Below are 14,259 nucleotides of genomic sequence, written 5' to 3' on the forward strand. Positions count from 1 at the left end.
CAATGTGCCCTCACTTTGTGTGCCAGTGGTATGCATAAGCACCTCTTTTTTAAGACCCAATCTGAGACTTTTCATGACCTCGACCTTGTTAGCCGAACAATCTGATTCGCCTGTAACGCCTCAACGTGTGTTGGAGGATGTGTTTGGTTACCAAGAGTTCCGTGATGGTCAGCAATTAGTGATTGACGCCGCGATAGAAGGTCGCGACAGCTTAGTTATCCTGCCTACTGGTGGCGGTAAGTCGCTGTGTTATCAAATTCCTGCTTTGGTTCGCTCTGGTATTACTTTGGTGATTTCTCCGCTTATCTCGCTGATGAAAGACCAAGTGGACCAGCTTAAAGCCAACGGTGTAGCGGCTGAATGCATTAACTCGACCATGACTCGTGAAGAACTGCTCAGCGTGTATAACCGCATGCACACTGGTCATCTTAAGTTGGTGTACGTCTCACCAGAACGCGTATTGATGCGTGATTTCATTGAGCGCTTGGAAAACTTGCCGCTATCGATGATTGCTGTCGATGAAGCGCACTGTATTTCCCAGTGGGGACACGACTTCCGTCCAGAGTACACCGCGCTTGGTCAACTTAAGCAGCAATTTTTCCATGTGCCATTTATGGCGCTGACGGCGACCGCAGATGACGCAACGCGCCGAGATATTCTTGAGCGTCTGCAACTGAATAATCCAGAGGTTTACCTAGGCAGCTTCGACCGTCCCAACATTCGCTACAACTTAGTTGAGAAGCACAAGCCGGTTTCGCAAATCGTTCGTTATCTTGAAACTCAAAAAGGTAATTGCGGCATCATCTATTGTGGTAGCCGTAAGAAAGTTGAGATGGTGACTGAGAAGTTGTGTAACAACCACATTCGTGCAGCTGGTTATCACGCAGGTATGGATGCCGATGAGCGCGCTTACGTTCAAGAAGCTTTCCAACGTGATGACATCCAAATCGTAGTGGCGACCGTGGCATTCGGTATGGGCATCAACAAACCAAACGTGCGCTTTGTGGTTCACTTTGATATCCCGCGCAATATCGAGTCCTACTATCAGGAAACCGGTCGTGCAGGGCGTGATGGTTTGCCTGCGGAAGCGATGATGTTGTATGACCCAGCGGACATCAGTTGGCTGCGTCGTATGTTGGATGAGAAAGACGATGGTCCACAGAAGCAGGTGGAAACCCACAAACTGAATGCGATGAGTGCCTTTGCTGAGGCGCAGACTTGTCGTCGTCAGGTGCTATTGAATTACTTTGGTGAGTATCGTGAGAAGCCATGTGGCAACTGTGATATTTGCTTAGATCCACCGAAACACTTTGATGCCACGGAAGAAGCGCGTAAGGCGTTGTCTTGTGTGTACCGAGTGAATCAGAGCTTTGGTATGGGCTACGTGGTGGAAGTGCTACGTGGCATGCAAAACATTCGTGTACGTGAAAACGGCCACGATAAGATTTCTACCTACGCGATAGGGCGCGACCACAGCCACGATTACTGGGTGAGTATCTTCCGTCAGTTAATCCACAAAGGGCTGCTGTTCCAAAACATCACGCGTAACTCAACGCTGCAACTTACCGAAGAAGCGCGTCCGCTGCTACGTGGCGATGTGACCCTAGAGTTAGCGGTTCCGCGTTTAGACACCGCAGCACGTGCGGCGAAATCGGACAAACTGACCAGCAAGAACTACGACAAAAAGCTGTTTGCTAAGTTACGTAAGCTGCGTAAGTCGATTGCTGATGAAGATGGTTTGCCACCATACGTGGTCTTCAGTGACGCGACTCTGATTGATATGGCGGAAATTCTGCCAACGTCTTACGGCGAAATGCTTGCAGTCAGCGGTGTTGGTCAGCGCAAACTAGAGAAGTACGCCGATCCATTCCTCGATTTGATTCAAGAACACATTACTCACCACGGATAAGGAACCAAGATGCAAAAGGAATTTGGCTTAGCGGATTACATGGCACAAGAAGGGCGCTTAATCATTACCGCGCCGAGCTTTGACCTTGATAGCTTTCCTGCTTTAGGTGAGCGTTTAGTCGGCTTGCTTTCTGCTACTGTGGTGGAAAAACAGTGGGATGCGGACATTCACTCTTGGTTGATTGACTTTGAAGGTTGCCGACTGTTTATGAAAGCAGAGCATTACAGCGAAGCGATTTGGTTTGAAGCGTTAGCGATTGAAGAGAGCAGGGAAGAGTTGGATTATCTTGCAGGGTTGTTCCAGCGCGGCTTCTAAAAATAGAATTTTTCTAGAGAGGGTGTTTCACATGAAACACCCTTTTTTATGCTTAAACGTTTGCGTCAAACAGACGACTTGCGGCGAAAAGTGGTTAATGTATAATCGCCCACCGCTTCGCTCAGAAAGAGCCAAGCCAGTTTATTTTTCATTTTACATTGTTGGTAAGAGCCACTTTATTCAGTGACTCGATTTGGGTTCCCTCACCCCCAAACCAAACTAAAAAGGTATCGCATGAGTAACTTTACCCCTGCGCAGCAGCGCAACGCCCTTATCTATCTGGTTCTATTCCACCTAGTCATTATTGCATCTAGCAATTACCTAGTTCAGCTACCGTTTACTATCTTCGGTTTCCATACCACTTGGGGTGCATTCACTTTCCCATTTATCTTCTTAGCGACTGACTTAACTGTGCGTATTTTCGGTGCTCAGTTGGCACGTAAGATCATCTTCTTAGTGATGTTGCCTGCTTTGGCAGTGTCTTACTTCTTATCGGTGGTGTTCTTCGAAGGTCAATTCCAAGGTTTTGGCCACCTAGGGGAATTTAACTTATTCGTTGCTCGTATCGCGATTGCTAGCTTCATGGCGTACCTACTTGGTCAGATCATGGATGTGCATGTGTTCAACCGCCTACGTCAAATGAAGCAATGGTGGGTGGCACCAACGTGTTCAACGCTTTTCGGTAATGCACTTGATACCATCGCTTTCTTCGCCATTGCGTTCTACCAAAGCCCAGATCCATTTATGGCTGAGCATTGGACGGAAATCGCGCTGGTGGATTACGGCTTCAAACTGATTATCAGTCTTGGTTTGTTCGTTCCGATGTACGGCGTATTACTGAATTACCTAATTAAGAAGCTGACTGCGGTGAACCCTGACTTTAAGGTGACGACAAGCGTTCAGTCTTAATATCAGTGGGAACCCCGAAAGCCGCTTGCTTAAATCAAGCGGCTTTTTTGTACCTGCTTACTGGGATTTAGAGGGTTTTGTACAGCGTGGGGAGCAATTAGATCATGGGTGTCCAAAAGCTCCCTGAGCTGTACGAAGGTAAAAATGAGCAGTAAAAAAGGTCCCGAGTGAGACCTTTTAATCGAAGGTACGGCACGTAGAGGAAGCTCGCTGGTGAAATGGCTAACAGAGCATCTTCTCAATCAAAATGGCTTTTTGCGCATCGAAGGCGCCAAGTTGCAGGCCGTTATCCCAGCTGATGCTTTGATTGAACATCGCCAACATCAAACCGACACTGCGTTGATTGGCGTCCTGCCAGCAATCAGACTCGCTGTACTCTCCATCATTTATCGCGTTGCCATTAACGAGAATGGGCTCGAAACGCCATTTTTCTCCGACACGGTAGTAGCCTTTGCTGGTTAATGTCTGGTTGGATTGAATCGTTAGATTGTGCTCGATGCCCGGTTCACCTGTTAGTTCAAATACAAACCTTAGCTGGTGGTCGCCACATTGCAGATCAACGATCAGTTGGCCGTTTTCCTCAACCAGTGTCGATTGATAATAGTCTCCAAAGCAGTGCAGCAACCAAGATATAGGGTGACTGGCAGTTTCAAGAAACCACTCTTTGAGCGTGAAGGTGCCCGGTAGGTTAACTTGGGTGACTAGATTGACCACACAAGGTTGGGTTTGCGAAGTGAGCCACTTCTCTATCGTCTTGGCGGTATTAAGCTGAGCAAAGGCGTAATTAACCAATAGGTTGGCGTTCGGTTGCTGCCAGTGAGTTATGTCAGAATTCAATCCCACCAATGGCTTTTCACAGATAAGCTTGGTTGAACCTAACGTCTTTATGATCTCTGCATGAGTATGCGCAGGTGTCGCGATGGTCACGACATCAAGTAGTTTGAGTGCGCTGATGTTCGTTTCTGCCTTTGGGATTGCTTCTTCACTGCACGCTTGCTGAAGCGGTTCTATTTGGTTGGCGCATAACGTTGTGACCGATACACCATTGTTTCGATAGTGGGGAATGTGCGTGCGTCCCCAGTTGATTCCTATGATGCCGGCTTGCTGGATTTGCTCTGGCTTGTTGAAACGTTCACTCAATGGCGGCAAGGCAATTCGTTCATCGGTTAGACGTTGGTCATGGTGATAGTCATTGCTTGGCAACACTTGCCATGGTTTGTTGTAATGCTGTTTGAGTGCACAAACGAGTTCGTAGAAATTCCACTTATCTTTTAAGTTGCTATCAAGGTGATATAAACCGGCTTCGTTCCGCTCAATAAGCTGCAAAAAGGCGAGTGCAGTATCGTCCATATGAGAAGTCGCAGGATACCAAGCCGTGCTAGCGGTAATAACGCCGTTCTCTTCATATTGGCGGTCGAGATGCGCCAACATGTTATTGCCTTCTGCTTGGTGATGGAGCTGCCAACCAATTCGAGCAACCATCGCATCTGGATTTGCTTGCCAGATTGCATCTTCACAACGAACTTTGTATTTGCCGTAATCATCTTGGGTGTTTCTTTCTTCAAAGATGCCATAAGGCCCGTTTTTTGTGGCATCAAATACCATTGCTGTGCTGACAAAGAGGTAAGGAATATTGTGGCGTTTGCATTGCTCACCAAGCCACGCTGCCCACTCTTCACTTCCCATCGCCATATGGCACACCGCATTGATGTGGTGTTGCTGCCAAAATTGTTCACTTTGCTCTGGATCATCTGGTGAGATTTGGTGGTGATTCCACTCCAATATGTTCCAGCCGCGTAGGTGAAACTGATGAGCGACTTTTGGGGCGAGGGTACCAGTTAAGCCAGTCATTAAAACGGTTTTCATGATGGTGCATCTTGGTTGGCTAAATTGTGTTTATCAATAAAGCATGGCTGTTTTTCGATGTAGAGCGGAGAAGCTGAGATTTTTGCTGGGCAGCACGTTTTGTAGGGGAAGTAGAAGCAGAAAAGCCCAAGCGAACGCCTGGGCTTTAGTATTGTAAGGCAGTGATATTCGCTTATTTTGCTACGATATTTAATGGCCAGCCGATGTCTGTCTGACGGTTGGATTCAATTTCCAGCTCAGCCGCAGTCAGTGGGTTTTTCTCTAGCCATTGCGCATCAATGTGTAACGTTAGATTGTCGCCTTCAACCGTTAGAGTCACATTTGGCTCTAGATCAGGATTGCGACGATGGCTGAGTAGAACCGCAAGACGCAACAGTCTTAATACTCGTTTGGCACTTGAGCCTGATAATGCATGCTGCTCAGGTAAAGAAGTGAGCTGTTCGCGATAGCGACGAGCCACTTCACCAATAAAGAACTTCTGCGCGCGCGTGTAACCAGGCAGATCCAAATTCTGTAGCAAGTAAGCACTATGCTCTCCGCCTTTTTTGAAATCGATAGTTAAGCCAATTTCATGCAGTTTTGCGGCGGTCTCGAGTAATATCTTGCCCTGAGGCTCTGTAATCCACTCATCGCCTCCAGCTTGCTGTAAAAGCGTGTGTGCCAGAGTAGCGACTTGTTCGCCGTATTGGTGATCGAGCTGATAGCGATTTTGTACGCTAGCGATAGTGCGGGCACGAATGTCTTCTTGACGAAGCTCTTCAACCATCTCATACACTAAGCCTTCGCGTAGTGCGCCGCCAGCGAGTGTCATAGCATCGATTTCAAGCAATTCAAAAACGGCAATCAAAATAGAGAGGCCACTAGGGAACACTAATGCACGCTCAAGTGTTAAGCCTTCAATATCGAGTTCTTCTAAATGGTCGGCCAACATGGCTTGCTTCTGTAGACGTTTGAGTTTGGAGTGAGTGATTACTTCGTCCATGCCTTGCGCCAGCATTATCTCTTGCAATGCCTGAACAGTGCCTGATGCACCAACACACACATCCCAACCAATTTCTGTATAACGTTCTAAAATCGGCTGGATGGTCTGTTTCGCCCCTTCAATTGCCGCGTCAAAGTTACGAGCATTCAATTGACGATCTTTAAAGAAGTTTTCAAGCCAAGTCACGCAGCCCATTTTTAAGCTGGTCAGTGCTTTGGCTTCGAAACCTTCACCGATAATCAGTTCGGTACTTGCTCCACCGATATCGACTACAAGGCGACGACCACTACCGCCAGAGGTGTGAGCGACACCTTTATAGATAGTGGCTGCTTCTTCTTCACCAGTAATCACTTCGATAGGCTGGCCTAGAATTTGGTTAGCCTTTTCTAAAAACACATCTACATTGGTCGCGGTACGTAATGTTGCAGTACCGACGATGCGAATGTTTTGTTTAGGAATGTCCTGCAAGCGTTCCGCAAATAGACTTAAGCAGTCCCATCCTCGCTGCATAGCTTCCATACTAAGAGAATTATGTTCATCTAAGCCCGCTGCTAGACGAACTTTGCGCTTAATTTTAGCCATTGTTTGAACGCTGCCATCGATGTGACGCACAACGAGCATGTGAAAACTGTTCGACCCGAGGTCGATGGCGGCATATAGCGGTGATGATCCTGCTTGACTCATAAAACGAACTCAGTTTCCTATTACGATTGTTTTGGTGCCGATTGACGCGGTTGGCGTGGACGACGTCCCTGCGGCTTACGGTTACCAGAACCAGAGCGGGTACCGCCAGTATTCGTGCGGCGCTGTTGGTTGCGTGGTGCACGCATACGAATCGGAGCCGGTAGATCTTGAATCAGTGCCGACGAATCGTACTCTGAAACTGGGATTGTATGCTCAATGTATTCTTCGATTGCTGGTAGGTTAACCGCGTACTCTTCACAAGCAAAACTGATCGAATGACCGCTCGCACCAGCGCGACCAGTACGGCCAATACGGTGAACATAATCTTCACAGTCGTCAGGAAGGTCGTAGTTGAAAACGTGCGTTACCTGAGGAATATGCAAACCACGCGCTGCAACGTCAGTTGCAACTAGGATGTCGACATCACCTTTGGTGAATTGCTCAAGAATCTTCTCACGCTTCTTCTGCGGTACATCGCCAGTAAGAAGGCCTACACGGTGTCCATCGGCAGCCAAATGACCCCAAACCGATTCACACTTATGCTTGGTATTGGCAAAAATGATAGCGCGATCTGGCCACTCTTCTTCAATTAGTGTTTGAAGCAGCGCCATTTTGTCTTCATTCGAAGGATAGAAAAGCTCTTCCTGGATACGGTGGCCAGTTTTTTGTTCTGGTTCGACAACGACATGCTCAGGAGTATTCATGTGTTCGAATGCCAGTTCTTGAACGCGGTAAGACAGCGTTGCTGAGAACAGCATGTTCAAACGCTCTTTTGGCTCAGGCATACGACGGAACAAGAAGCGAATGTCTTTAATAAAGCCAAGATCGAACATGCGGTCGGCTTCGTCCAGAACAACAGCTTGAATGTTGTTGAGGTTAAATACGCGCTGTTTGTAGAAATCGATGATACGGCCTGTTGTTCCGATCAGAATATCTACGCCGTCTTGCAGTTTCGCAAGTTGCTTGTCGTAGCTTTCACCACCGTAAGCTAGAGCGGTTTTTAGACCTGTGCTTTCAGTTAATGATTCTGCATCATTGTAAATCTGAATAGCGAGCTCACGTGTAGGCGCCATAATAATTGCGCGTGGCTGTGTAGGCTTACGACCTTCATGTTCCGGAGTCGTCAGAAGGTGGTTGAACGTAGCAGTAAGAAACGCGAGCGTTTTACCAGTACCCGTTTGGGCCTGGCCTGCGATGTCTTGGCCGGTGAGCAGGACCGGCAACGCCAAGGCTTGGATAGGGGTACAAAATTCGAACCCTTTTTTGTCCAATCCTTCAATAACTTGGGGCTTTAAGCCCAAATCGGCGAACTTTTGCTCTGTGATATGCGTCTTTTTCATGGCTATAGAATATCAGCTAAAGCTTGCAATACGAAAGTAAATACATTCCAATAGGGCATCTAATTACTGGTTATCATCCAACCAGTTTCGAAAAACACATTGGAGTGGAAGATGAGTGATAAGATTTTGCAGCTAACTGATGACGGTTTTGAAAACGATGTAATCAACGCTGCAGGCCCGGTTCTAGTGGATTTTTGGGCAGAATGGTGTGGTCCTTGTAAAATGATCGCTCCTATTTTGGACGAAATCGCAGACGAGTACGAAGGCAAACTCACTATCGGTAAACTAAACATCGACCATAACGCAGGTACACCACCTAAGTTTGGTATTCGCGGCATTCCAACGCTATTACTATTTAAAGATGGTAACGTAGCGGCAACGAAAGTAGGTGCTCTGTCTAAAACTCAACTAAAAGAGTTCCTAGACGCAAACTTATAATCACCAAGTGATTACAGATAAAACCGTGCAAAGTTACAATGCACGGTTTTGTTTTTCTAACTCTGGACTAGAATACTAATTAGTGCTAACTTATCGCGCGTTAATTGAACAAATTTCTCTTCTTGGTCGATCCTGAGACCAAATCCATCTTAACTAGAAAACAGATCTTATTTTGACTAAACAAGAATCCACCACCATGAACCTTACCGAACTGAAGAACAGACCTGTGTCTGACCTTGTAAAACTGGGCGAAAGCTTAGGATTAGAGAACCTAGCTCGCTTAAGAAAACAAGACATCATCTTCGCGATTTTAAAAGCGCACGCGAAAGGCGGCGAAGACATCTTTGGCGATGGGGTTCTGGAAATTCTGCAAGACGGCTTTGGTTTCCTACGCAGTGCAGATAGTTCATACCTTGCGGGTCCGGACGATATCTACGTATCACCAAGTCAGATTCGTCGCTTTAACCTACGTACTGGTGACTCTATCGCTGGCAAAATTCGTCCACCAAAAGACGGTGAACGTTACTTTGCCCTTCTAAAAGTCAATACCGTTAACGACGATAAACCAGACAACGCCCGTAACAAGATCCTATTTGAAAACCTTACCCCTCTACATGCGAATGAGCGCATGGTTATGGAGCGTGGTAACGGTTCAACAGAAGACATTACAGCACGTGTTTTAGACTTGGCATCGCCAATCGGTAAAGGTCAACGTGGTCTGATTGTTGCTCCGCCTAAAGCGGGTAAAACAATGCTTCTGCAAAACATCGCGCAAAGCATCGCGTACAACCACCCAGAGTGTGAGTTGATGGTTCTTCTTATCGACGAACGTCCAGAAGAAGTAACCGAGATGCAACGCCTAGTTAAAGGTGAAGTGGTTGCGTCGACTTTCGATGAGCCAGCATCTCGTCACGTACAAGTAGCGGAAATGGTGATCGAGAAGGCAAAACGTCTTGTTGAACATAAGAAAGACGTGGTTATCTTGCTTGACTCTATCACTCGCCTAGCTCGTGCTTACAACACCGTAGTGCCTTCATCAGGTAAAGTACTAACAGGTGGTGTGGATGCAAACGCATTACATCGTCCTAAGCGTTTCTTCGGTGCTGCACGTAACGTAGAAGAAGGCGGCAGCCTAACTATCATCGCAACGGCACTAGTAGATACTGGTTCTAAAATGGATGAAGTTATCTACGAAGAGTTCAAGGGTACAGGTAACATGGAACTGCACTTGAACCGTAAGATTGCTGAGAAGCGTGTATTCCCTGCGATTGACTTTAACCGCTCAGGTACACGTCGTGAAGAGCTACTGACGAAGACTGACGAACTACAGAAGATGTGGATTCTGCGTAAGATCGTTCACCCAATGGGCGAAATCGACGCAATGGAATTCCTAATCGACAAGCTAGCGATGACGAAGACCAACGATGAGTTCTTCGATGCGATGCGTCGTCAATAGTCTCAAATAGTCATTCTGCGAAAAGCCACCGTATATCGGTGGCTTTTTTATTGCTTTCTCCCGATAGAAGTATCAGAATGAAGGAAATGTTATCGGGAGGTTAACATGCAACAAGGAATGTTGTCGTCATTACTCCTGAGCTTGTCACTTATCACTCTACCTGCGACATTATCTGCCAAGGAAATGCATGAGTCTGTAGTAGAACAGTGGCTTCAGGATACTCAAATACATACTAAAGTCTCTGAACTGCTTGATTACGCTGTCAGAGATGAAGTCGACTCGCTTAAATTTGCCCTTGATAGACTTGCTTTGCCTCAACAAGAGGTGGTGCGCTTTCAATTATTGGAAAAGCTTGAAAAGCAAGATGTGATTCTCACGCCTCGAATGGCTCTGTTTGTTGAGTCCCAGATCCGTATGACCCCGACTTATCAAGTGTTAGAGCGAGGTGATGGGTATGAATTTAGTGTACCCGCTTTTAACTTTCCCGTTATTGCGAGTCGCTTGATTAAGCGTTGGAAACAAGACCAAAGTACCTTGGACTTTGTCTTACAAGCTGAACGAAGAGAGCTTAACTTAAAGCAATGGCTTACAGGGCCATCTCAACAAGCTCAAGCGCGTGAAGCGCTTTTGATTCGAGAGTTAGACAGCTTATCACCCAATGCGCTTGCTGCATTAACGGCCCAGTTAACCAAAGCAAATGTGACCAGTTGGTTACCATCGACGGCCGTGATAGTCAGGTTGGCACAAGTTAGTCAGGATGAGGAAGTGTACAACTTACTCTGGCGGATGAAAGCTGATTACAACAGCCAGTCCGAACTTGAGCGTTTAGCTGCGGTTGGAGACGTTTTTTCCATTCAGCAATTGATGAATGCCACAGTTAACCCATCACTCAAGCCAGAAGCTATTAGTCTACTTACAAAATCTAACCCTCTATCTCCGCAAGTAAAGCAGTTTCTAGTTAGAAAAATGGCGTTATCAGAAGAAGCAACCATGGTTGCTCGAGAGCTTGCTCAACAAGGGCATCAAACCTGGTTGGAAGAGTTAGTATCTTCGAACCATCAGATAAAGACTCGGCAGATTGAACAAGTATTAAAGTAATCTGGCTCACATACCCACACAAAATAGGAGGATCTTAGCGTCCTCCTATTTGTTATACTGCGGACAGTTTAATCAGCCAGCATGAAGGCCTATGAGTTTTAAGGATTTACGCGAATTTATCGACCACCTAGAACAGAAAGGTCGACTTAAACGCATCACTCACCCTGTCGATCCCGCTTATGAAATGACAGAAATCAGCGACCGCACCTTGCGTGCTGGTGGACCTGCGCTGTTGTTTGAGAACCCAATCGGCTACGACGTACCTGTTTTGACGAACCTGTTTGGTACACCAGAGCGTGTCGCAATCGGCATGGGACGTGAAGACGTTAAAGAATTAAGAGAAGTCGGTAAGCTGCTGGCTTATTTAAAAGAACCTGAGCCACCAAAAGGCTTCAAAGACGCTTTAGAAAAACTGCCTGTGTTCAAACAAGTATTGAACATGCCGGCTAAGCGTTTACGTAAAGCACCATGCCAAGACATTGTTTGGCAAGGTGATGAAGTCGACTTGGATAAAATTCCGGTAATGAGCTGCTGGGCAGAAGATGTAGCGCCGCTGCTTACTTGGGGCTTAACCGTAACCAAAGGTCCAAATAAGAAACGTCAGAACCTAGGCATTTACCGTCAGCAGAAAATTGCCAAGAACAAAATCATCATGCGTTGGTTAGCCCATCGTGGTGGTGCGCTTGATCTGCGCGATTGGATGGAAACCAACCCAGGTAAACCTTTCCCAGTTTCGGTCGCGTTTGGTGCAGACCCAGCAACCATTCTTGGCGCAGTAACACCAGTGCCAGATACGCTATCGGAATACGCATTTGCAGGTTTGCTACGTGGAAGCAAAACGGAAGTCGTGAAGTCAGTCAGCAACGATTTGGAAGTGCCAGCGAGCGCGGAAATCGTGATGGAAGGCTATATCGACCCGAACGAGTTTGCTGATGAAGGTCCTTACGGTGACCACACTGGCTACTATAACGAAAAAGAAAAGCACCACGTATTTACTATTACGCACATTACTATGCGTAAAGACCCTATTTATCACAGCACCTACACAGGTCGTCCGCCAGATGAACCAGCTGTATTGGGTGTGGCATTAAACGAAGTGTTTGTACCTATTCTGCAAAAGCAATTCCCAGAGATTGAAGACTTCTATCTACCGCCAGAAGGTTGTTCGTACCGAATGGCCGTCGTCACCATGAAGAAGCAGTACCCAGGACATGCCAAGCGCGTAATGATGGGCGTGTGGTCTTTCTTACGTCAATTCATGTATACCAAGTTTGTTATTGTGTGCGATGAATCGGTAAACGCACGAGATTGGAATGATGTCGTGAAAGCCATGTCAGAGCATATGGATCCTGTACGTGATACCTTGATGATAGATAACACGCCAATCGACTCGCTCGACTTTGCTTCACCAGTGGTTGGGCTTGGCTCCAAAATGGGCTTGGATGCGACCATTAAATGGGATGCCGAGCTGGCGACGCGAACCGAGGTCACTGAGCGAGACAGCAAAGCGATTACCGAAGCAGAACTAAATGAGTTGAAACAGCAACGCCCTGAGATTGTTGACGTCTATCTTCCAGTTACAGCAAACAACCAATTTGCTGTCGTGACTATGAAGAAAGACCAAGCTGGTCAATCCCAAGAATTGATGGAACATCTATGGGGCTTCTTTGCTCAGTACACGGATAACAAATTCATCATTTTGTGCGACGATGACGTTAATGCACGAGATTGGAATGACATCATTTGGGCGGTGACAACTCGAATGGACCCAGATAGAGACACGATTCAAGTGCTTGGTAAGACTGAGAGTTCATCCAAATTAGGACTGGATGCGACCAACAAGTTCGAATCTGAAGTCACGCGCGAGTGGGGTACGCCTATCAAAAAAGATCCTAAACTTGTGGCTAAAGTCGATGAGATTTGGGACCAGTTAGGTATTCTATGAGTCATCAAGTCCACCTTCTACCAATGGACGTTACATTCCAAGTAAAAGAAGGGGAGACGGTGTTAGAAGCTGCGCTCAACAACAATATTCGCTTCCCACACCGTTGCCAAGTTGGCGCTTGCGCCATGTGCATGTGTAAAAAGCTAACGGGCGAGGTGAGCTATCACCTCGAACCTATGCTAACCGAAAAAGAGCAACAGCAAGGTTGGATACTCCCTTGCCAAGCCTATACAGAAAGTAATTTAGTGCTTACTTTTGACGAGTAAGCGAGAGGAACACCATGACCATCCAATGTAAAGTAAAGTCTATTCAGCCGTTAGCTTGTAATACTTACCAAATCCTTCTTCATCCAGAATCACCAGTGCCTTTTAAAGCGGGTCAGTACCTAATGGTGGTGATGGGTGAAAAAGACAAACGTCCTTTCTCTATCGCAAGCAGTCCTTGTCGTCATGAAGGTGAACTTGAACTGCACATCGGTGCGGCGGAACACAACGCTTATGCACAAGAAGTTGTCGAAGCAATGCAAGCGGCGCTTGAAACTGATGGTCAGATTGAAATTGATGCGCCACATGGCGATGCTTGGGTTCAAGAAGATAGTGAACGCCCGCTGTTATTGATCGCTGGTGGTACAGGTTTTAGTTACGTACGTTCGATTCTGGATCATTGCGTAGCGCAGAATAAAACCAATCCTATCTATTTATATTGGGGGGCGCGCGATAACTGCCAGCTTTATGCTAAAGACGAACTGGTCGAGATTGCCGACAAGTTTGCCAATGTTCATTTTGTGCCAGTAGTAGAAGAAGCTCCTGCAGACTGGCAAGGTAAAGTTGGTAACGTGCTACAAGCTGTAGCTGAAGATTTCGAAAGCTTAGAAAACTACGATATCTATATTGCAGGTCGTTTTGAAATGGCTGGCGCAGCACGTGAACAGTTCACTCAGAACAAGAAAGCGAAGAGCGAACGTATGTTCGCAGACGCGTACGCATTCATTTAAATACGGCTTTTAAGGCAGAAAAAGAGGGTTTTTTACCCTCTTTTTTGCTTTTTTGATGAAATAGTCATCGAACAGCCATTTTTTTCCATTTTTTTTCAAAAAAGGGTTGCGAACGGATCTGAGTTCCCTATAATGCGCATCCACCGACACGGCAGACGCGATAAGGCTTCAGCAGGGTCGGAGAGGTGAAAGCTTCTACGAAAAATAAAATTGAAAAAAAGTGTTTGACACTCTCAATTATCTCGTTAGAATGCACCTCCGCTTTGAGAGAAAAACTTCTCGCAAAGCAAGCTCTTTAACAATATAGACCTATCAATCTGTGT

General features: G+C 46.5%; 12 protein-coding genes. 9 read left to right on the forward strand and 3 right to left on the reverse strand.

The window, feature by feature from the left end; genetic code table 11:
- Positions 1–73 precede the first annotated feature (73 nt).
- The 3 genes from recQ (at position 74) to R7O12_RS20835 (ending at position 3,133) form a co-directional block, all read left to right on the forward strand.
- Positions 74–1,909, forward strand: coding sequence for an ATP-dependent DNA helicase RecQ (gene recQ, locus R7O12_RS20825; RefSeq protein WP_318126330.1), 1,836 nt, complete (start codon positions 74–76; stop codon positions 1,907–1,909).
- Positions 1,910–1,918: 9 nt separating this feature from the next.
- Complete coding sequence (locus R7O12_RS20830; protein ID WP_005378772.1) at positions 1,919–2,224, forward strand: DUF3630 family protein; 306 nt, start codon at positions 1,919–1,921, stop codon at positions 2,222–2,224.
- A 234-nt stretch (positions 2,225–2,458) separates the two neighbouring features.
- Positions 2,459–3,133, forward strand: a complete 675-nt coding sequence (locus R7O12_RS20835; RefSeq protein WP_005378770.1) for a 7-cyano-7-deazaguanine/7-aminomethyl-7-deazaguanine transporter — start codon at positions 2,459–2,461, stop codon at positions 3,131–3,133.
- Between the two features lie 222 nt (positions 3,134–3,355).
- On the opposite strand, the gene R7O12_RS20840 is transcribed toward R7O12_RS20835, so the two are convergent.
- From R7O12_RS20840 to rhlB, 3 genes are all read right to left on the reverse strand, one after another.
- Positions 3,356–4,999, reverse strand: a complete 1,644-nt coding sequence (locus R7O12_RS20840) for a sugar nucleotide-binding protein (RefSeq protein WP_064354412.1) — start codon at positions 4,997–4,999, stop codon at positions 3,356–3,358.
- Between the two features lie 172 nt (positions 5,000–5,171).
- On the reverse strand, positions 5,172–6,665 hold the full coding sequence (gene gppA, locus R7O12_RS20845) for a guanosine-5'-triphosphate,3'-diphosphate diphosphatase (RefSeq protein WP_005382885.1): 1,494 nt from the start codon (positions 6,663–6,665) through the stop codon (positions 5,172–5,174).
- A 20-nt stretch (positions 6,666–6,685) separates the two neighbouring features.
- Entirely contained in the window at positions 6,686–8,005 is a 1,320-nt protein-coding gene (gene rhlB, locus R7O12_RS20850) for an ATP-dependent RNA helicase RhlB (RefSeq protein WP_005378764.1), read from the reverse strand.
- Positions 8,006–8,116: 111 nt separating this feature from the next.
- Between rhlB and trxA the strand changes: the two genes are divergently transcribed.
- The 6 genes from trxA to fre all read left to right on the forward strand — a co-directional run bounded on the left by trxA (position 8,117) and on the right by fre (position 13,936).
- Positions 8,117–8,443: a thioredoxin TrxA gene (gene trxA, locus R7O12_RS20855; protein WP_004745500.1), complete on the forward strand. Its 327-nt coding sequence runs from the start codon at positions 8,117–8,119 to the stop codon at positions 8,441–8,443.
- Positions 8,444–8,639: 196 nt separating this feature from the next.
- A complete protein-coding gene (gene rho, locus R7O12_RS20860; RefSeq protein WP_005378757.1) occupies positions 8,640–9,899 on the forward strand; it encodes a transcription termination factor Rho in 1,260 nt (419 codons plus the stop codon).
- A 105-nt stretch (positions 9,900–10,004) separates the two neighbouring features.
- Positions 10,005–10,997: a hypothetical protein gene (locus R7O12_RS20865; RefSeq protein ID WP_033907315.1), complete on the forward strand. Its 993-nt coding sequence runs from the start codon at positions 10,005–10,007 to the stop codon at positions 10,995–10,997.
- Positions 10,998–11,088: 91 nt separating this feature from the next.
- Entirely contained in the window at positions 11,089–12,942 is a 1,854-nt protein-coding gene (gene ubiD, locus R7O12_RS20870) for a 4-hydroxy-3-polyprenylbenzoate decarboxylase (protein ID WP_033907314.1), read from the forward strand.
- Positions 12,939–13,208, forward strand: a complete 270-nt coding sequence (locus R7O12_RS20875; protein WP_225455823.1) for a 2Fe-2S iron-sulfur cluster-binding protein — start codon at positions 12,939–12,941, stop codon at positions 13,206–13,208. The genes ubiD and R7O12_RS20875 overlap by 4 nt, the downstream gene beginning before the upstream one ends.
- 14 nt (positions 13,209–13,222) lie before the next feature.
- Positions 13,223–13,936: an NAD(P)H-flavin reductase gene (gene fre, locus R7O12_RS20880; protein WP_033907312.1), complete on the forward strand. Its 714-nt coding sequence runs from the start codon at positions 13,223–13,225 to the stop codon at positions 13,934–13,936.
- The last annotated feature ends 323 nt before the right edge of the window (positions 13,937–14,259 follow it).

It is taken from the genome of Vibrio sp. Vb1574, from assembly GCF_033338675.1.

Coding starts and splice junctions, on each gene's coding strand:
- recQ (WP_318126330.1), top strand. CDS start 74: ATGACCTCGACCTTGTTAGCCGAACAATCTGATTCGCCTGTAACGCCT.
- R7O12_RS20830 (WP_005378772.1), top strand. CDS start 1,919: ATGCAAAAGGAATTTGGCTTAGCGGATTACATGGCACAAGAAGGGCGC.
- R7O12_RS20835 (WP_005378770.1), top strand. CDS start 2,459: ATGAGTAACTTTACCCCTGCGCAGCAGCGCAACGCCCTTATCTATCTG.
- R7O12_RS20840 (WP_064354412.1), bottom strand. CDS start 4,999: ATGAAAACCGTTTTAATGACTGGCTTAACTGGTACCCTCGCCCCAAAA.
- gppA (WP_005382885.1), bottom strand. CDS start 6,665: ATGAGTCAAGCAGGATCATCACCGCTATATGCCGCCATCGACCTCGGG.
- rhlB (WP_005378764.1), bottom strand. CDS start 8,005: ATGAAAAAGACGCATATCACAGAGCAAAAGTTCGCCGATTTGGGCTTA.
- trxA (WP_004745500.1), top strand. CDS start 8,117: ATGAGTGATAAGATTTTGCAGCTAACTGATGACGGTTTTGAAAACGAT.
- rho (WP_005378757.1), top strand. CDS start 8,640: ATGAACCTTACCGAACTGAAGAACAGACCTGTGTCTGACCTTGTAAAA.
- R7O12_RS20865 (WP_033907315.1), top strand. CDS start 10,005: ATGCAACAAGGAATGTTGTCGTCATTACTCCTGAGCTTGTCACTTATC.
- ubiD (WP_033907314.1), top strand. CDS start 11,089: ATGAGTTTTAAGGATTTACGCGAATTTATCGACCACCTAGAACAGAAA.
- R7O12_RS20875 (WP_225455823.1), top strand. CDS start 12,939: ATGAGTCATCAAGTCCACCTTCTACCAATGGACGTTACATTCCAAGTA.
- fre (WP_033907312.1), top strand. CDS start 13,223: ATGACCATCCAATGTAAAGTAAAGTCTATTCAGCCGTTAGCTTGTAAT.